The sequence below is a fragment of the Caballeronia sordidicola genome, assembly GCF_001544455.2.
Taxonomy (GTDB): domain Bacteria; phylum Pseudomonadota; class Gammaproteobacteria; order Burkholderiales; family Burkholderiaceae; genus Caballeronia; species Caballeronia sordidicola.
This window is the reverse complement of sequence record NZ_FCOC02000004.1, coordinates 222,742-240,840: the sequence shown is the minus strand read 5'-3', so window position 1 is coordinate 240,840 and position 18,099 is coordinate 222,742. Positions and strand designations below refer to the sequence as shown.

The 18,099-nt window shown below is 59.8% G+C and carries 19 protein-coding genes and 2 pseudogenes; 11 read left to right on the top strand and 10 right to left on the bottom strand.

Annotation, left to right across the window (positions count from 1 at the left end; all coding sequences use genetic code 11):
- Positions 1-64: 64 nt before the first annotated feature.
- Complete coding sequence (locus AWB64_RS10345; protein WP_157766606.1) at positions 65-343, bottom strand: hypothetical protein; 279 nt, start codon at positions 341-343, stop codon at positions 65-67.
- Positions 344-541: 198 nt separating this feature from the next.
- Between AWB64_RS10345 and AWB64_RS32590 the strand changes: the two are divergent.
- From AWB64_RS32590 to AWB64_RS10330, 4 genes and pseudogenes are all read left to right on the top strand, one after another.
- Positions 542-991: pseudogene (locus AWB64_RS32590) on the top strand (DNA cytosine methyltransferase); the annotation flags it as partial.
- Between the two features lie 91 nt (positions 992-1,082).
- The gene (locus tag AWB64_RS32585) at positions 1,083-1,844 is read left to right on the top strand and encodes a DNA cytosine methyltransferase (protein WP_341845210.1); all 762 of its coding nucleotides are present in this window, start codon (positions 1,083-1,085) and stop codon (positions 1,842-1,844) included.
- 9 nt (positions 1,845-1,853) lie between these two features.
- Positions 1,854-2,468, top strand: coding sequence for a tyrosine-type recombinase/integrase (locus tag AWB64_RS10335; RefSeq protein ID WP_060818607.1), 615 nt, complete (start codon positions 1,854-1,856; stop codon positions 2,466-2,468).
- 71 nt (positions 2,469-2,539) lie between these two features.
- Positions 2,540-3,031: a DUF6572 domain-containing protein gene (locus AWB64_RS10330; protein ID WP_060818606.1), complete on the top strand. Its 492-nt coding sequence runs from the start codon at positions 2,540-2,542 to the stop codon at positions 3,029-3,031.
- A 192-nt stretch (positions 3,032-3,223) separates the two neighbouring features.
- Here the strand turns inward: AWB64_RS10330 and hfq are convergent, their stop codons facing one another.
- The gene (hfq, locus tag AWB64_RS32695) at positions 3,224-3,553 is read right to left on the bottom strand and encodes an RNA chaperone Hfq (protein WP_060818605.1); all 330 of its coding nucleotides are present in this window, start codon (positions 3,551-3,553) and stop codon (positions 3,224-3,226) included.
- 60 nt (positions 3,554-3,613) lie between these two features.
- On the opposite strand from hfq, the gene AWB64_RS10320 reads away from it, so the two are divergent.
- On the top strand, positions 3,614-3,799 hold the full coding sequence (locus tag AWB64_RS10320; protein WP_060818604.1) for a hypothetical protein: 186 nt from the start codon (positions 3,614-3,616) through the stop codon (positions 3,797-3,799).
- Positions 3,800-4,138: 339 nt separating this feature from the next.
- Here AWB64_RS10320 and AWB64_RS10315 read toward each other — a convergent pair whose 3' ends face one another.
- From AWB64_RS10315 to AWB64_RS10300, 4 genes are all read right to left on the bottom strand, one after another.
- A complete protein-coding gene (locus AWB64_RS10315) occupies positions 4,139-4,378 on the bottom strand; it encodes a hypothetical protein (protein WP_060818603.1) in 240 nt (79 codons plus the stop codon).
- A 272-nt stretch (positions 4,379-4,650) separates the two neighbouring features.
- A complete protein-coding gene (locus tag AWB64_RS10310) occupies positions 4,651-5,985 on the bottom strand; it encodes an LLM class flavin-dependent oxidoreductase (protein ID WP_060818771.1) in 1,335 nt (444 codons plus the stop codon).
- A gap of 186 nt (positions 5,986-6,171) precedes the next feature.
- Positions 6,172-6,549: a DUF427 domain-containing protein gene (locus AWB64_RS10305; RefSeq protein ID WP_060818602.1), complete on the bottom strand. Its 378-nt coding sequence runs from the start codon at positions 6,547-6,549 to the stop codon at positions 6,172-6,174.
- A 94-nt stretch (positions 6,550-6,643) separates the two neighbouring features.
- On the bottom strand, positions 6,644-7,750 hold the full coding sequence (locus tag AWB64_RS10300; protein ID WP_060818601.1) for an alkene reductase: 1,107 nt from the start codon (positions 7,748-7,750) through the stop codon (positions 6,644-6,646).
- 453 nt (positions 7,751-8,203) lie between these two features.
- On the opposite strand from AWB64_RS10300, the gene AWB64_RS10295 reads away from it, so the two are divergent.
- Positions 8,204-9,142 carry a LysR family transcriptional regulator gene (locus AWB64_RS10295; RefSeq protein ID WP_060818600.1) on the top strand — a complete coding sequence of 313 codons (939 nt, stop codon included), beginning with the start codon at positions 8,204-8,206 and terminating at the stop codon, positions 9,140-9,142.
- Between the two features lie 8 nt (positions 9,143-9,150).
- Here AWB64_RS10295 and AWB64_RS10290 read toward each other — a convergent pair.
- Positions 9,151-10,258 (bottom strand): annotated as a pseudogene (locus tag AWB64_RS10290) (alkene reductase).
- Positions 10,259-10,575: 317 nt separating this feature from the next.
- Between AWB64_RS10290 and AWB64_RS10285 the strand changes: the two are divergent.
- Complete coding sequence (locus AWB64_RS10285) at positions 10,576-10,887, top strand: DUF4148 domain-containing protein (RefSeq protein ID WP_060818599.1); 312 nt, start codon at positions 10,576-10,578, stop codon at positions 10,885-10,887.
- 216 nt (positions 10,888-11,103) lie between these two features.
- Here the strand turns inward: AWB64_RS10285 and AWB64_RS10280 are convergent, their stop codons facing one another.
- A complete protein-coding gene (locus AWB64_RS10280) occupies positions 11,104-12,237 on the bottom strand; it encodes an acyl-CoA dehydrogenase (RefSeq protein ID WP_060818770.1) in 1,134 nt (377 codons plus the stop codon).
- A 194-nt stretch (positions 12,238-12,431) separates the two neighbouring features.
- On the opposite strand from AWB64_RS10280, the gene AWB64_RS10275 reads away from it, so the two are divergent.
- Together AWB64_RS10275 and AWB64_RS31910 are read left to right on the top strand one after the other, a co-directional pair.
- Entirely contained in the window at positions 12,432-13,490 is a 1,059-nt protein-coding gene (locus AWB64_RS10275) for an AraC family transcriptional regulator (RefSeq protein ID WP_060818598.1), read from the top strand.
- A gap of 32 nt (positions 13,491-13,522) precedes the next feature.
- Positions 13,523-13,693 carry a hypothetical protein gene (locus AWB64_RS31910; RefSeq protein WP_167353912.1) on the top strand — a complete coding sequence of 57 codons (171 nt, stop codon included), beginning with the start codon at positions 13,523-13,525 and terminating at the stop codon, positions 13,691-13,693.
- A gap of 7 nt (positions 13,694-13,700) precedes the next feature.
- Here the strand turns inward: AWB64_RS31910 and AWB64_RS10270 are convergent, their stop codons facing one another.
- Positions 13,701-14,357, bottom strand: a complete 657-nt coding sequence (locus tag AWB64_RS10270) for a hypothetical protein (RefSeq protein ID WP_060818597.1) — start codon at positions 14,355-14,357, stop codon at positions 13,701-13,703.
- Positions 14,358-14,782: 425 nt separating this feature from the next.
- Here AWB64_RS10270 and AWB64_RS10265 point away from each other — a divergent pair, with 425 nt between their 5' ends.
- A complete protein-coding gene (locus AWB64_RS10265; protein WP_060818596.1) occupies positions 14,783-15,040 on the top strand; it encodes a helix-turn-helix domain-containing protein in 258 nt (85 codons plus the stop codon).
- The gene (locus AWB64_RS10260; protein WP_060818595.1) at positions 15,034-16,383 is read left to right on the top strand and encodes a type II toxin-antitoxin system HipA family toxin; all 1,350 of its coding nucleotides are present in this window, start codon (positions 15,034-15,036) and stop codon (positions 16,381-16,383) included. The genes AWB64_RS10265 and AWB64_RS10260 overlap by 7 nt, the downstream gene beginning before the upstream one ends.
- 87 nt (positions 16,384-16,470) lie before the next feature.
- On the opposite strand, the gene AWB64_RS10255 is transcribed toward AWB64_RS10260, so the two are convergent.
- A complete protein-coding gene (locus AWB64_RS10255; RefSeq protein WP_060818594.1) occupies positions 16,471-17,766 on the bottom strand; it encodes an MFS family transporter in 1,296 nt (431 codons plus the stop codon).
- Between the last annotated feature and the right edge of the window lie 333 nt (positions 17,767-18,099).

Genomic DNA, 18,099 nt, shown 5'->3' with positions numbered 1-18,099 from the left:
CTCGGCGGCATGGGCTTGGCATCGGCTGTCCAATAGGGTGCAACCGCTACCCCTCAACCCGGTGCTACTCCGCATCGTCAGAAAGAGCTTCGATCTCTTGCTCTATCAGGGCATGCACGAATTTTTTTACTTCCATCCGACAGCTCGGCCCTGCCAGCCGCGCAGCGTCGGCATGCAGTATCGAAATGGTTTCGTCCCTCACGACATCGAAGTCGTAATAAAAACTGCCATCCCATCTCGCATCGCTGACGCTGAAACCAACGCTATAGGCCAGCTTTTTCCCGGTTTTCCTTCGGTAGGTGAAACGGAATTCGTGATCACGGTGAGGGCTCATGATTTCCATGCAAAGAGTGCTGGCTTGCAAAGCGCCGAGTGACGAAGGAGCGCTGTAGACCGCCGCTCCGCCATTTGCCTCTCTCGCTATTCCATGAATCGGAAACCGCTGCCTACCCGCACGAAGGCGGCGTATTCAGCAATCGTTTAACACTATTGAAGCAAGTTTAGGACCAGCCAAACGCGGCTGGATACAAAGGACTAGAAAATGAAACGTGACTTGATGACGCTCGCGCTGGACTTGGGCAGCGAATTGATCATTGACAACTTTGCCGGTGGCGGAGGCACCAGCGAAGGACTTGAACAAGCGTTCGACCGTCCGGTCGATATTGCGATCAACCACGATCCTCAGGCGCTCGCGATGCACGCCGCGAACCATCCGCATACGAAGCACCTGTGCGAAAGCGTGTGGGACGTAGATCCGATCAAGGTCACCAACAATCAGCCGGTCGGCCTTGTCTGGCTGTCGCCAGATTGCAAGCACTTCAGCAAGGCCAAAGGTGGAAAACCAGTCGAGAAGAAGATTCGCGGCTTGGCCTGGGTCACGTTGCGCTGGGCGGCAAAGTGCAAACCGCGCGTGATCATGCTCGAGAACGTCGAAGAATTTAAGACGTGGGGGCCGCTCGTCATCGATGCGGACGGCAACGCCAAACCGGACCCTGCAAAGAAAGGGAAAACGTTCGATAGCTTCGTGCGTCAATTGCGCGAGCACGGCTATAACCGGGGCGCACCGCGGCGAGAAAGCGCTGATGGCGGCCACGCCGGTTCAAACCGGCTACGGCGAACGCGAGGGCCAAGCGCCGCGCGCGCTGGACATCGAGAAGCCGCTTGGCACGGTTGTCAGCGGTACATCGAAGCACGCGTTGGTCAGCGCCTTTCTGGCGAAGCATTACACGGGCGTCGTTGGGTCAGACCTCGAAGAACCGATCGGCACCGTGACGTCGACCGATCATCACAGCCTTGTGTCAGCGTGCCTGGTAGGCGTCGGCGCGCGCGCCGGCCAGAGCCGGCCGCGCGGCATCGAAGAACCAACGGCGACCGTGACGGCAAAGTACGACACGGCGCTTGTCACTAGCAATCTCATCAAACTGCGCGGCACGAGCACAGCGGCCGCCACCGACGAACCGCTTGCCACGGTAAGCGCCGGCGGCCAGCATCATGCCGAAGTACGAGCCTTCTTGCTCAGCTACTACGGAACGGACCAAGCGCCGCAGCTCGACGGGCCGCTTGCCACCATCACTAGCCGCGATCGCTTCGGGCTGGTCACGATCCACGGGCAGGACTATCAGATTGTCGACATCGGTCTGCGCATGCTCATGCCGCGCGAACTGTTCCGGGCGCAAGGATTCCCTGAGCACTACATCATCGGAGACGACGCCGCGCAGGGCCTACAACTAACGAAGAGCGCCCAGGTGCGCATGTGTGGTAACTCGGTCTGCCCGCCGATGGCTAAGGCACTGATCGTCGCCAACTTCGCCCATGAGAAAGAACTGGCTTACGCGGCCGCATAGAGGACCACCATGAATACTCCTTTCGGCAACTGCAAATACCGCATATGCGACTTGCCCGGACAGTGCCGCGACGAGGCGCGCAAGGAACGCGTTGATTGTTGGATTGCAAACGCAATGGAACTCGCGCTCATGTGCGGGCAGCGCCGCGAGGACATCGCAAAGATGCGGTTTGAAGACATCAAAGACGGGTATCTGCTGGTCGAGCAATCGAAGGGCAAGGAAGGCAAGCGCGCGAAGCTGCGCATCCCACTCGGCCTGCGACTCGATGCCCTGGGGATGACTTTGGAGGATGTACTTAAAAAGTGCCGCGACCAGGTTCTATCGAAAAACGTGATCCACCTCGTGCGCAAGACCGGCAACGTAGAACCGGGCACGGCGCCGAAGAGCGGCACGCTCAGTATCAAGTTCGCGCACTTCCGCGATAAGGCCAAGCTGACCGTTCCTGCCGGCCGCACGCCGGCGAGTTTTCACGAAATCCGATCTCTTGCCGCGCGCCTCTATACCGAGGAGTACGGACAAGATTTCGCCCAGGCTCTCCTCGGCCACAAGTCCGGGAAAATGACCAGCCTTTACCGCGACGTCCGGGGTCGAGAATGGACGGAAATCAAGCTGAAGGCCGGCTAGAATTTTGGACGAATATTGGATGAATTTTGGACGCGCTATATGGATAAAGGGTTTCCGGGCGCATAAACATCTTGTTCAAGCGTGTGTATGTCGGCATTTTCGACGACCTCGACTGGGACGACGAAGCGACGCATTTTTCGCTGCTGACCAAGAAGATAGATCGTTATACGCAGTACGTCCGGTCGGGCCAGCTGCTGGCGGCTTATCCGCGCGTGCGAGGTTATCCGGTCATCATCGAGTATGTGGCCATGCGGCCCATGACCCGCTCCGCCGAGGCTTTCTGGAAGACACGCGAGACGATCATTCGCTCGGTGGGATTCGAAGTGCGCTGCCGCACCGTGGACGTGCGGCATACGACCGCACAGGATTCCGTCATGGTGGATCGCGCAGAAGCCGCGGACGTCGCCGTTGCCGTTCCAGCAGGTCCACGGCTGGAACCTGTAGCCGATGTACTCGATCTTTCGCTGCCGGAGATTGCCGAGACAAAGCAGTCAAACGAGATTGTGCGGGTCGATCATCATCCAGTATTGGTGATGCGCAAAAAGACGTCATCGGGACGATAAGTTTTTGATACACGCTTTCGGATTATGACGAAATCGTGAATTGATGCGAAATAAAAAGGCGAAGCCCAAAACAGGCCTCGCCTTTTTATTTGTCCGTCCATACCGCATGTCGGCGAATCGCTCAAACGGGTCAGCGCTGGACGTTGCTGTATGGCGCGCACCCGGATAGTGCAGATGCGCCGCCGTTCGTACTTATTCGCCGCCGATATTGGTTGGCAAGCGGCGCTTGTGCGAGATCGCGACTGGACGCTTGGCGTCGGCATCGCGTGAGCTGCCCGAGCTGGTGCGCGCCGCGCCCGCGGCGAACGCCTTGCCGGTGTCTTCCTGGATAGTCGAAATGGAATGCTTGTAGACCGCCTGGATGCCAGCGGCCGAACTCAGCATGACCAGGTACTGATCGAAAGATTCGATGTGACCAACCAGCCGCACCCCGTTCACGAGGAAAATTGCGACTCGCTTGCGCTCTTTGCGAGCAGCGTTCAACACATCGCTCTGACTTTGCTGCTGGGATTCTGTAGCCATTCTTATTCGACCTGACGTTAGTATTTCGGGCTATTCCGGGAGATATCCGACGGAATGTTGATGCGCAACCAAGATGCGCAGCCGGTGGATAGTGATAAAAGTCCGGCGCAGCGGTTTCGCGTGAATCATATGCTGCCGATCCTTGCCGCAACATGGAAGCAGTTGCGCACCATCCGCGACAAGCGCCGTAGATTTCATGATGCCAGATCATCGACTGTTGCACTGATTGCTCACATTCGAGCATGAGCGCCGCCCAGAGTTCAAATTACACTGAAATCACTGATTTCAGAATTCCTGAATTTGACAGATTTAACGGCGGCCAGCGGTTTCAGTGCAACTGAGTTGCATCCATATTAACCCGCTGGAAATCCCGGCGCGCGTGGCCGTTCAACAATGACAGTATAAAAACGGACAAAGTCTCTCTGTTCAGCGCCTTGGTGACACGCGAAGCTTTCGAAGCGTCCGCTGAAAAGCACTCGACGAAAAAATAAAGCTGTTACGACCGTTTGCCTCGGCCGTAACAGCTTTTTCGTTCATCGCTTACAGGGGCGGCGCGACGGACTGATCACGCTGCCCGGCCCGCAATTACTGGGCTGCAGCCGGAGCCGTCTTCTTTTGCTTGTGCTTGAACAAGTGCGGTTTGCCGCGTGAGCTGCCCGGCGTGGACGAGTTGTCGCCACCCGTGGTCGGCCCTGCGGTCGCCGCGCCGTGCGCGTTACCACCGCCGCCACCGCCGTTGCCATTGCCGCCGCCGCTCTGAGCCATGGCCAGACCGGATACCGCCAGCAAGAGAGCGGATAAGGAAACCAGTTTGATCGCTTTCATCGTGAATCTCCAAATGACATCATTTTGTAGTGGTTTGCGGATCACCCGGGTTTGCGCCGGATGATCGACATCTGGACAACGCGTCGAATGTAATGGATTGCCCGCAACGCTTCAACACGAGTTTTTCCTGACTCTCCTTCTGGTTCCCTCGACTTAGGCTCACGGAGGCGGCCCGGCAACGGCGCAATCCGTTGCGGTGAACTGCAGGATTGCGCGGGCGCGGCGCTCGGCGGGACCGGTGATATTGACCAGACTCTCCGGGAAGCCGGTATTTACTCTCTGGCGCCCGGCTCGAAGTAGCGGTTCGCCGGCCGCGGCAGGCCAAGATTTTCCCGCAACGTGCGACCTTCGTACTCGCGCCGGAAAATGCCGCGCGCCTGCAATTCGGGCACGACTTTATCGACGAAATCGTCGAGACCGCCGGGCAAGTACGGGAACATCACATTAAAGCCGTCCGAACCCGCTTCAACAAGCCATTGCTCCATCTGGTCGGCAATCATCTGCGGCGTGCCGATCATCTCAAGCCCCGAATAGCCTCCGACCCGCTGCGCAAGCTGACGGATCGTCAGATTTTCGCGCGCCGCCCACTCGATCACGCGCTCACGGCTGCTCTTGCTTGCGTTGGTCTCGGGGATTTCCGGAAGTGGTCCATCGGGATCGAAGCCGGAGACATCGTGGCCGAGCATGATGGAAAGCGACGCAATGCCGCTGTCGTAATGTACGAAGGTGTCGAGCAGCGCGCGCTTGTGCTTCGCTTCATCGAGCGAATCGCCGACCACGACGAACGCCGCCGGCAGGATTTTCAGATGCTCGGGATTACGGCCGAGTTTCTCCATGCGGCCTTTGACGTCGGCATAAAATCGCTGGCCTTCCGCCAGCGATTTCGGCGCAGCAAAGACGGCCTCGGCGGTCTCGGCTGCGATCTGCCGCCCCGCTTCCGAGGATCCCGCCTGCACGATTACAGGCCACCCCTGCACCGGCCGCGCGATGTTGAGTGGGCCGCGCACCGAGAGGCTTTCGCCCTTGTGGTCGAGCACGTGCATTTTCGCGGGATCGAAGAAAATGCCGCTTTGCACGTCGCGAATGAAAGCGTCATCCGCCCAACTGTCCCAAAGGCCGGTCACGACGTCGAAGAACTCGCGGCCCCGCTTGTAGCGCTCTCCGTGTTCGACGTGTTCGGTAAGGCCGAAGTTGAGCGCCGCGTCGGGATTGGCCGTGGTGACCAGATTCCAGCCCGCACGACCGCCGCTCAAATGGTCGAGCGACGCGAACCGGCGCGCAACGTGATAAGGCTCGTCGAACGTGGTGGAAGCCGTCGCAATCAGGCCGATGTGCTCGGTCACCGCGGCAAGCGCCGAAAGCAGCGTCAGTGGCTCGAACGAGGTCGCGGTGTGGCTTCGCTTCAGGGCTTGAGCCGGCATGTTGAGCACGGCCAGATGATCGGCCATGAAAAACGCGTCGAAGCGCCCACGCTCGAGCGTCTGCGCAAAACGCTTGAGGTGGGCGAAGTTGAAGTTGGCATCGGGGAACGCGCCCGGGTAACGCCACGCCCCGGTGTGAATGGTGGCCGGCCGCATGAAAGCGCCCAGCCGCAAGCGACGTTGCATGGTCATAAGGCTCCGCTGGAGCGTTGATAGGAATGCCTCTGCATCGGTCGGTGCAAAAGGCGAACACGTCGTTGTTGAACGAACGCCCTCCGTAAAATACGTCGGCTGGCGAAAACGTGCACAAACGACGTTCAACGCGAAGACAGCCTGCTTCGAAGCGCGTTATTACAATCCAGGCACTACAATTCAGGCGGCATGCACTTCGAATGCGTCGACACGATCCGTGTAAAACGCAAGATAGTCCTTGATTTCGGCAACGGCCGGATAAGTGTCTTCGTAAGTCCACACCGCATTCGCCGAACGCTCGCCGCCCAAGGGAATGCTGTAGTACGAGCACTCGCCTTTGTATGGGCAATACGTCGTGTGTTCGGTACGCTGCAATAGCGACATATCCACATCTTTGCGCGGAATATAGTGGACCGGCGGATACGACGCTTCGCGCAACGTGAGCGCTTTTCGTGTGTCGGCAAGTACGCGGCCACCGATAGTCACCGTGATCCGCGATGCATTGGGTTCGATGCTGATCGGATGATCGGGTCCTGGAGTCTTCACTGTCTTCGTCATGACTTCTGCTCCTCAAAACGGCGTTGGGCAAGGTACGTGATGCCGTATCTCGCAGCGTATCGGAAAGCGGCTTTCTCTGCCGCGTATGCGCGCCTCATGCCGCAACGGCTGCTTCATCGGCCGATGCATAGTCAGTGTAGCCGCGCGCGTCACCGCCATAAAAAGTGTCGCGATCGTAGGCGTTGAGCGGCAATCCTTTGCGCACGCGCTCCGGCAAATCCGGGTTCGAGATGAAGTGCCGTCCGAAAGCAACCAGGTCAGCGCTGCCCTCTCCCAGAATGTGCTCGGCCGACTCCGGCGTAAAACCGCCCGCGGCAATGATCGGTCCTTTGAAAATTTTCCTTAAGTGCCGTGACGCTACGGGCGCAAGACCCTCGGAAACGAGCTCACTGCCTTTGATACGTGGTTCAATCAGGTGCAGATAAGCAAGACCGAAACGATTCAGTTGGTCTGCGGCGTAACCGAATGTGGCGTTAGGATCGCTGTCCGACATGCCGCCCCACGTGCCGCTCGGTCCCAGCCGGACTGCCACGCGCTCGCCGCCCCAGACGGATACCGCCGCTTGCGTAATTTCCAGAAGAAAGCGCGCGCGATTTTCGATCGAACCACCGTATTCGTCGGTACGTTTGTTCGAGCCATCCTGAAGGAACTGGTCTGGAAGATAACCGTTCGCGCCATGAATCTCGACGCCGTCGAAACCTGCGTTCAATGCGCGTTCGGCCGCACGGCGAAATTCTTCCACAATACCGGCTATCTCGTGCGTTTCAAGCGCACGCGGCATGGAGGTCGCCTTCCAGCCTTCAGCGGTGTAGGCGAATCCGTCGGACGGCAACGCCGACGGCGCGATGGGCGCTTCACCATTGGGCGTCAAGTCAATGTGCGACTGGCGGCCGGCGTGGAACAGTTGCAGGAAGATCCGGCTGCCCTTTGCATGAACCGCATCGACGACCTTTGTCCAGCCCGCAACCTGTTCGTCGGCGTAGATGCCGGGAGCACCCAGATATCCGATTGCGCCGGGAGAAATCGGCGTGGCTTCAGCGACGATCAAACCGCCTTGCGTTGCGCGCTGAGCGTAGTACTCGCGCATCAGGTCACCGGGAACATCGCCGGGACCAGAACGCATGCGAGTAAGCGGCGCCATCACAATGCGATGGGACAACGTGTACGGGCCAATGTTGGTTGAAGTGAAAAGTTGCGACATGTGAGACTCCGATACATGAATGAAATTGCAGGGAAACCGGCGATGGCGATCACAAGGACGCTTCGCCAGCACGGTCTATTAATTCGAAATGCTTAGGAAATCCTGAGCAGCGATCCTCGGCTTTCTGCGACGTAGTCTAGGCCAAACAGGAACAGTATTTATTGGGTGGAAACGTAGTTAACTCTTCATCCACGGCGAACAATCGTTGAACCGGTTCATGCTCGCGGGTGTCCTGCCTTGCAGCAAGAGGTTGATGCTTGGCACTCGGATTAAAGGGGAATCGTCTTCCCCTTTCACGGGACCAAAACTCCGCGTTAAGACGAAGCAACCGTCAAGCACGAAGCAACCGTCGAGCGCCGGATGCGCTTTTCGTGTGACCACGGGAATCGAAATACAATGGCGCGTCCTTGAAGCCGTCCAGCTTTGCCGCCAACTTTCTCCCGGAGCGCCGCCTTGGCACTTGGAAATATCAACGATATAGCCATGTTCGTCGCTGTCGTAAAAGCGGGAAGCTTTACGATCGCAGCGAAGCAACTCGGGCTCACGCGTTCCGCGGTGGGTAAAAGCATTGTGCGTCTCGAGCAGCGCCTGGGCGTGCGCCTTCTGAACCGCACGCCGCGCAGCCTGAGCCTCACTGACGACGGCGATGTGTTCTTCTCCCGCTGCACGCAGATTCTCGACGACCTCGAGGAAACCGAACTGGCCATGGCCGTGCGCAGCGCAAAGCCGACCGGCGTGCTGCGGCTGAGCGTGCCCACGGGACTGGGGCATCGGCACGTCATGCCGGTCATCGAATTGTTCCTGAAGACATGGCCCGACGTGCGCGCCGAAGTGAGCTTCACGGACAGGTTCGTGGACCTGATCGATGAAGGTATCGACATTGCGTTGCGCATTGGCGACCCGCGTCCCGACTCGCGTCTGATTGCCCGCACTGTCGCGCAGCAGCACCTGCTGACATGCGCGTCACCGGCCTATCTGAAAGCGCACGGTACGCCGCAAGCGCCCGGCGATCTGCTCAATCACGAATGCCTGTTTTTCATGAGCGCGGGACGGCCTCAGCCCTGGATTTTCACCGACCCTCTCGCGAACGAGGTGAGCCACGTGACCCGGTTGCAAATGGATAGCGCGGAAGCACTGGTCGCCGCTGCCGTGCATGGATTTGGCATCATCAACATGCCGACATACCTGCTCGAGGACAACGTACGCACGGGCAAGCTCGTGCCAATGCTGAGCGAATTCCAGCCCGCTGCCAAACCCATCCGCGCGATGTATCCGACCCGCCGGCATTTGTCGCCGAAGGTGCGTATCTTTATCGACTTGCTGACGCAAACGTGGGGCGAAGTCGCACCATGGGATCGCGATCTTGCCCCGGACGCGTCCGGCGCGGCCTGAACCGCCGATCACGCACAAGCCATGGCTTCGTCCTCATAAAACGGATAGTCGGTATAGCCCTTTTCCGTGCCGCCCCAGAAGGCCGAGCGGTCATAGCCGTTCAACGGCAAGCCGTACTTGAGCCGTTTCGGCAGGTCGGGGTTCGAAGCAAACCAGCGCCCGAATGCGACCAAGTCTGCATCGCCCTTTTGCAGGAGCGCTTCCGCGCCATCGCCGTCAAATCCTCCCGCCGCGATAATCGGACCCTTGAACAGTTTGCGCAAGAACACCGAGGCAACCGGCGCCTGGCCCTCGTGCAGCGTTTCGACGCCCTTCACACGCGGTTCGATGATATGCAGATAGGCCAAACCGAACCGGTTCAACTGTGTGGCTACGTAGCCGAAAGTGGCCTCGGGGTTGCTATCGGAGATTTCGCCCCACTGACCGCTCGGCGACACGCGTACGCCCACGCGATCGGCGCCCCACACCGAGCTCACCGCTTCAGTGACTTCGAGCAGGAAGCGCGCACGGTTTTCGACCGGGCCACCGTAGGCATCGGTCCGCTTGTTGGTGCCGTCTTGCAGGAAGGTATCAATGAGATAACCGTTGGCACTATGAATCTCGACGCCGTCGAATCCCGCCGCCAGCGCACGTTGCGCGCCTTTGCGAAAGGCCTCGACGAGCGCCGGAATTTCTTCGATACCCACGGCCCGATGCATCGATACCGGCACCCATCCGTCCTGCGTCAGCGCGCGTCCTTCGAATGGCACTTCGGATGGCGCGATGGGCGGTGTACCGCCGGTCAGGTCGACATGCGACTGGCGGCCGTCGTGCACGAGCTGCATGAAGATGCGTGCGCCTTTTGCGTGGACGGCATCGGCGATCTTTTTCCAGGCCTTGAACATGGTGGTCTTCGTAGATTCCCGGACCGCCCGCATAACCGCGCCCGCTCTTCAGCACGTGCGACGACTCCGTGATCAGCAGCGCGCGCGCCGATGCACGCTGGCTGTAGTACTCGACCATCATCTCGCTCGGACTGTCGTCCGGATCTGAACGCAAACGTGTCATGGGCGCAAGCACCACGCGATGCGCGAGTTCATGACGGCCAAGTCTGAATGGGGAAAATAGCTTCGACATGACGACCTCCTGATCTTGAACGATGGATGCAGGAAGTCACCCTTCCCGCGACGCAATGAAGCGTATAGCCGCTCGAGGGGAAAAGGGTTCCCCATAAACGCGACGCGCTCGCACACCGCTCGTCCAGCGCGGCGGACAGATGCGATCAGTTATTCGTCAGGGCACAACAGTGTATTTACGATTTAAGGGTTTTTACCTAGAGCATCGGGGAATAAGATCGTTCCACGGATCGAAACAGGCGATGCCGATCAAGCCTCAGTTCATCGGAGCACCGGCGACGCACGCTTCGTAGTCGATAACCAGACTGGAGATTCACCATGTTCAAGGCACTTATCCCTGCAGTTGTCATCGCTTCTGCATTGGCTGCACCGAGCTTCGCGTTTGCTCAGAGCAACAACGCGGTCACGCGCGCCCAGGTTCGCGGCGAGCTGGTTCAGCTGGAACAGGCGGGCTACAACCCGGCATCGGATCGCACGCAATATCCGGCGAATATTCAGGCAGCCGAAAGACGGGTTGCTGCGCAAGACGGTGTTGCGCAAGGCAGCTACGGTCCGTCGGTGAGCGGCACGTCGGCGTCGGGAGCACCTGTGGCGGCAGCGGCAAATCCCGCCGATTACAACCGTCCGTAACTGTTAATCGCGGAGCGCCAAAACCCCGCGTCCGTCCACGGCGCGGGGTTTTTTGGCTGACATGGCTTACATATCAAGCACAAAGGTGAGGGTCTGCGGGAAGTGACCGGTGAGGATGTACGGGAGTGAGCCGGGTGTCGACAGTGAGCTTTCACGGGAGTCCACGGTGAGCATTTCCGGGAGACCAAAGAACGAAGTTCCGAATTTCCCGGTCATTCAAAGTTGCCGCGCTATTACCATGCGCTGCACTTCGCTCGTGCCTTCGTAGATCTGCGTGATACGCGCATCGCGGTAATGGCGTTCTACCGGATAGTCCTCCAGATAGCCATACCCCCCATGAATCTGGATGGCTTGCGAGCAAACACGCTCCGCCATCTCCGATGCAAACAGCTTCGCTTGCGAAGCCTCGCTCAAACACGGCAAGCCCTCGGTACGCATGCGCGCTGCATGCAGCACCAGGAGGCGAGCGGCGTTGAGGCTGGTCTGCATATCGGCGAGAAAATTGGCGACCGACTGATGGTCCTTGATCGGCTTGCCGAATTGGACCCGCTCATGCGAATAAGTCCGAGCGGCGTCGAACGCGGCACGCGCAATACCCACCGCCTGCGCGGCAATACCAATGCGGCCTCCTTCCAGATTCGCCAGCGCGATCTTCAGGCCCTCGCCACGCGCCCCCAGCAGGTTGGCCGCGGGAATCGTGCAGTCGTCGAGGGTTATCGGGCAGGTATCGGAGGCGCGGATGCCCATCTTGTGTTCGGGCCGGCCGACGTTGAAACCGGGTGTGTCCGCCGGCACGATAAACGCCGACAAGCCTTTCTTTCCAAGTTCCGGATCCGTAACCGCAAAGACAATCGCCATGCCGGCGCGCGCGCCGTTGGTAGTGAACTGCTTCGCGCCCGACAACACCCACTGGCCATCCCGTTCGACCGCGCGCGTCTTCAGGTTGTTCGCTTCCGATCCAGCCTGCGGCTCAGTCAGGCAAAACGCGCCGATCATCTCCCCGGTTGCCAGTTTCGGCAGATACTCGGCTTTCTGCGCGTCGGTGCCGAATGCGAGTATGGGACCGCAACCCACCGAGTTGTGCACGGCCATCAACGTTGAGCATGACGCACATCCGGCCGCGATCTCTTCAATGGCGAGCGCGTACGCCACATAGTCGCTGAACGTACCGCCCCATTCCGCCGGAACGATCATGCCCAGCAGTCCGAGTTCGCCGAGTTGCCGCACGACCTCGTCGGGCAGACGCGCGGCGCGGTCCCATTCACCCGCGTGCGGCGCAAGCACCTCGGTGGCGAAGTCGCGCGCGGCGTCGCGGATCATGCGTTGGTCATCGGTGAGGAAACTGTCGATCATGGCGGTCTGGCTCGTGTGGAATACTTGGAAAAGCGCGCGCTTGAAATGCCGCGCCATCGCCCCGGAGTGTAGGCGCTGCAATCTGCCCCGGCGATGCCTGAAACGATCAAGCTTCCTGAGCGATTTTGCCACCAGTGACTACCCGAACCACGGAAAAACCACGGCTAAAAGATTCGCGCGCGCAGGGTGCCATGGCGCCGTCCGCGTCCAGGACGCCGCGCCGCGAAAGCGGTGAACGCGGGACCATCGCGGTTGATTTCGTCGAAGAAGCCCTGCGTTGCGCCGGGCGTCGCGGACTCCCGCGCAGTGCGTTGCTTGAACAAGCGGGCATTCAGAGCGCAGCGCTCGCGGCGCCGCTCGCGCGCGTGTCGGCGGCGCAATACGGGCGCCTGTGGAGCGCCATTGCCGACGCGCTCGACGACGAATTCTTCGGCCAGGACAGTCATCCAATGCGCCGAGGCAGCTTCGCGCTCCTCTGTCACGCCGCGCTCGATTCGCGCGATGGCGCTCAAGCGCTCGCACGCATTGCCGGGTTCTTGCGGCTGGTGCTGGACGACTTGCGCTGCGAGTTCGAAGTCGGCGCGACGCACGTAAGGATCCGCCTCGTCGATTCCAACAGCAACACTCCGCGTCCGATGTTCGCCTACGCGACCGCGTTCATCATGATCTACGGCCTGTTGTGCTGGCTCCTGGGGCGGCGTATTCCCATCCTCGCCGCAAGTTTGCGCTGCCCCGAACCGCGCGCCGCCGACGAGTACCGGCTGATGTTCTGCGACGACATGCGCTTTGGGCAAGCTGTGTCGTACGTTGATCTCGCGCCGGATTGCGCGCGCTTGAGGCCGGTCCAGACAAGCGCCACGCTCAAGGTCTTCCTGCGTGAAGCGCCCGCGAATTTCATCGTGAAGTATCGCAATACGGATTCGCTTGCGGCGCGGATTCGTCGTGAATTGCGGGAAACACCGCCCGGCGACTGGCCGGATAGCGAGCGGCTCGCGGCAACGCTGAACATGGCTGAAGCCACGCTGCGCCGGCGTCTCAGGCAGGAGGGCACGACTTATCAAACCATTCGCGATGCATTGCGGCGGGATCTCGCCATTGCACGTCTCGCCGATACGGCCGAGACCATCGCGGAAATCTCGCATGCGCTCGGGTTCGCCGAACCGAGCGCGTTTCGCCGTGCGTTCAAGAAGTGGACGGGCGTGCGGCCGACGGCTTATCGCGCAGTGCATGGCGTGACAGAACCGCTATAGTGAAACCCTGCTGGTTCACACTAGGAGCCGTCATGTCGCAACCGAAAGCAAAACCGAATCGAGAGCCGGATCAAACGCCCCCGGACGCCGACAATAGAGAGGCGGCGCTTGACGAAGCGCTCGATGACAGCTTCCCCGCAAGCGACCCGGTCGCCATTTCGGTGGATCACGACTCCGGGCCGCACAAAAATCCGTCGCAATAGCAGGGCGCTAATCTTCGAGACCGGTCAACAGCGTCGCCAGTTTTTCGACGTGCTGCATAAGCATTGCCCGGTGTTTGTCGATCTGCTCGATACGCCCCGCAAGATCGGCGCGTACGGGATCATCCAGCTTGCCCGACGCACGCAGGTCCTCCGCTCGCGCATTGATGTTCTCGAGTTGCACCATGGACAATTGCCGCTCCACGCGACGCAAGTCGGTGAGAAGCAGATCGCGGTTGCGCCTGAAAATCTGGTCGCGGCGTAACGTCTCGCCTTGCTGCAATGCCTGGTCGGCAATGCGCCGGGTCGCTTCTGTCTGCGACAGCAGCGGTTCAGGTCCACGCAGTACGGGCCGTTTGGGCGCCGGATGCGCATTGCCGCGAAAAATCGCGGCAGGCGCTTCTTCATCCATCGCGCGTTGCGTTTCAGGCGGAATGTCGCGCCGGTCGTGGCGGTCGTCCATCCAGCGCGGCGGCAGGCCGGTCACCGTTTCCACGCCGCGGATAAACTCTTCGCTGAAATCGCGCCTGCCGGCCAGGATCAGCTTCATGTGCGACGGCGAAAAACTCATCATGCGCGCAATCCGCGCACCGCCAGCGGGAGAACCCGCCAGCACGTTCAAGTTGGCTCGCCACACAACGTACAACGTTTCATCGAAATCTTCCATGGGCTAGTCTCCAAGCAGACGGACTCGCAAGCGTCGCGCAGCGGGGCACATGCGCTCGACGCTCGGGTCCTGGCGAGCCCGTCCTTGCAACGGCGCGCCGCATCATGGTCGATGGCGTCGCCGGGTGGGCATCTGACCGCATCTTACCGTCATCTCAATAACCTGCGTTTTGTCTGAAGAAGCGTGAAAACCCGCGGAATCATCGAAAACCGGTCAATTTGACGGATTTTCCGCGGCTGGTGCTTCCTGAGTCCCGCCATTCGCCATGCACACGACGCATCCATGCCATCTTGCTGATATCTGCAATACAAATAAATTGCAATTATTCGCATCAGAGATATTTTGCTTTTATTCGTTAAACGAATATTTGACGTTTATCTGTGACACGAATAAAATTTCTTTATTCGTGTCACAGATAAATAGCCATGCGGCAGACTATCGCTACACCTCACCAACTGGGCGAAATCATGGCAGCGGGAAGACGGCGCGCAGGCCTTACTCAGGCTGAAGCCGCCATGCGTATTGGCGTAAGCCAAAGCCGCATCTCAACGCTCGAAGGAAATTCAGGCGCACTGACGCTTGACCAGCTGCTTGCGCTTTTCGGCGCGTACGGCCTGCAACTGCAAGTGCAGGACAGGGACGCCACCCCTGAACCATCTTTCGATTCCACACCGGAATGGTAACGACCGGGCGCAAGGCGCATTCCCGGGCGTTGTCCGTATGGGCCAACGGCGTGCGCGTGGGCGTCTGGCGGATTCCCACTCGCGGGCCCATGGAGTTCGAGTACGACCCGGCCTGGACCACGTCCAACATCGGCCGGCCGTTGTCGCTTTCGCTTCCCATCCCAATCGACAACGCCCCGCTCAAGGGCGAGCGCGTGCTGAACTACTTCGATAACCTGCTGCCCGACAGTGAAGCCATCCGGCAACGCATCGGCCGGCGTTTCCGGACCGGGACGCTCGATACGTTCGATCTGCTGCAGGCAATCGGGCGTGATTGTGTGGGCGCGGTCCAGCTTCTGGGCATCGATGAAGAACCGGTCGGCGTTGAACAAATCGATGGAACGCCGCTGACCGAACCTGAGATCGATGCCTTGCTGACCCAGACAGCGGGCAGCTTCACTTTCGGTGCTCAGGACGACGAAGACGATTTCCGGATCTCGCTTGCCGGCGCGCAGGAAAAGACCGCGCTGCTCTGGCACGAAGGCCAGTGGATGAAACCCCATGGCGCGACGCCAACCACGCATATCCTGAAGCTTCCGCTCGGCCTGGTTGGAAACCGGCGCGCGGATCTGACAACATCCATCGAGAACGAATGGCTGTGCATGCATCTATTGCGCGCGTACGGTTTGCCGGTCGCTGAAACGAGTATCGAGACATTCGGCAAGCAGCGCGTGCTGAGCGTGAAGCGCTTTGATCGCCAGATGCATTCGAGCGGCAAATGGCTGCTGCGGCTTCCGCAAGAAGATTTCTGTCAGGTGATGGGGCTGCCTTCGCACAAGAAATACGAGAACGAAGGCGGTCCGGGCGTGATCGATCTGGCCCGCGTGCTCCAGCAATCCAACGAGGCCAGTGACGACATCGAAACCTTGCTGACCGCGCAGATTCTTTTCTGGTTGCTCGCCGCACCCGACGGCCACGCGAAAAATTTCAGCATTCGGCTTCTACCGCGCGGACAGTTCAGATTGACGCCGCTCTACGACGTCATGTCGATCTGGCCGGTGGAAGGCAAGGGCGCGAGCCAATGGTCGTGGTTCAAGGCGAAACTGGCGATGGCCGTGGCAGGCAAGCATCGTCACTATGCTATTCGCGATATCCAGCGCCGGCACTTCAACGCAATGGCGCCAAGGTGTTCGTACGGCAGCAATGCAGAGCCGATCATCCGCCGCCTGATCGAAGAAACGCCGCGCGTGATCGAGCAAGTGGCGGCGCAGTTGCCGGAAGGTTTCCCCGCCAAAGTCTCCGATCGCATCTTCGAAGGGCTTCGCCGCGCGGCAGCCACACTCGAAGCCATGCCGGAGAAATAAAAAAGCGCCGTGGCAACGATGCCCGGCGCTTTCCTTCGGAATCCTTCAATACCCGCTCGTTAAGGCACGTCGATCAAGGCACGTCGATCAAGGCACGTCGCGCAAATAGCCTTCCTTCGACGAATCGCGCATCCGGAACGAGACGATTCCCGCAATCGCGCACAGCGCTGTCACGTACCAATAGAACGTGGACTCGCTGCCAACGGATTTCAGAAACAGCGCCACATATTCTGCCGAGCCGCCGAACACGGCGTTCGCCACTGCATACGACAATCCCACGCCCAGCGCCCGCACTTCCGCGGGGAACATCTCGGCCTTGATCAGGCCGCTGATCGAGGTGTAGAGGCTGACGATCGCGAGCGCGATCACGACCAGCACGAACGCCACGATCGGGCTCGTGACATCTTTCAGCGCATGCAGGATTGGCACGGTGCAGAGCGTGGCAAGCGCGCCGAACCAGATCATCGACGTCCGCCGGCCGATCCGGTCCGACAACGCGCCGAAAGCCGGCTGCATGATCATGTAGACGAACAGCGCGGCGGTCATGATGTTGCTCGCCGTCTTGGCGTGCATGCCCGCCGTGTTCACCAGATACTTCTGCATGTAGGTGGTGAACGTGTAGAAGATCAGCGATCCGCCGGCCGTAAAACCGAGCACGGTCAAAAACGCGGTCTTGTGCTGCATGAGGCCGCGCAGCGTGCCGGCTTCCTTCAGCTTGCGGGTTTCGGCGGTCGTGGTTTCATCGAGTGATTTACGCAGATACAGCGAGACCAGCGCCGCAAGCGCACCGATGCCAAACGGAATGCGCCATCCCCATGCTTTCAGCTCTTCCGCGCTCAGCACTTGTTGCAGTATGACGAGCACCAGCAACGCGGCAAGCTGGCCGCCAATCAGCGTCACGTACTGGAACGATGCGAAAAAGCCCCGCCGCCCTTGCAGCGCCACTTCACTCATGTAAGTCGCGCTCGTGCCGTACTCGCCACCCACCGACAAACCCTGGAACAGCCGCGCGATCAACAGGAAAAACGGCGCCCATGCGCCAATGCTCGAATACGTCGGCAGGAAGCAGATCACGAGCGAGCCCGCGCACATCATCAGCACGGAGATCATCATGGACGTGCGGCGGCCGTGTTTATCGGCGATCCGACCGAACATCCAGCCGCCGATAGGCCGCATCAGGAAACCCGCGGCGAACACGCCGGCGGTGTTGAGCAACTGCGTGGTCGAATTGCCGCTCGGGAAAAAAGCAGGCGCGAAGTACAGCGCGAGGAACGAGTAAATATAGAAGTCGAACCATTCGACGAGATTGCCCGACGACGCGCCGACAATCGCAAGAACGCGACGCCGGGTGTCGGCTGATGTGGAAAGGGCTAGTTCGGCCATGCTGATTGGACTCCTGTCGCGTAATGAAAACGGCGAAAACGGCGGCTTGCGGCCGCTCTTGAACCGGACGAATGCCGGTCAATAAGATGACGCCCCGAATGACGCTGAAGGCGTTCGGGCGCAAGTTTATACGACGCAGGACGGCTTGGCGCGGGATGACAGTCAGCCGTATTTATGCTTACAGCACGATTTGGCGCGAAAGATTGACGTCAGGATGGGCCCAGCGCTGGTCCGCGTCATTCCTTTTGACAGCAATGATCTCAGGCGCATCAACGGTTTGCGGCGCATTGAGCAGGTGTTGCGGCACAAGCGCCCAAAGCTTACAACCGGTCG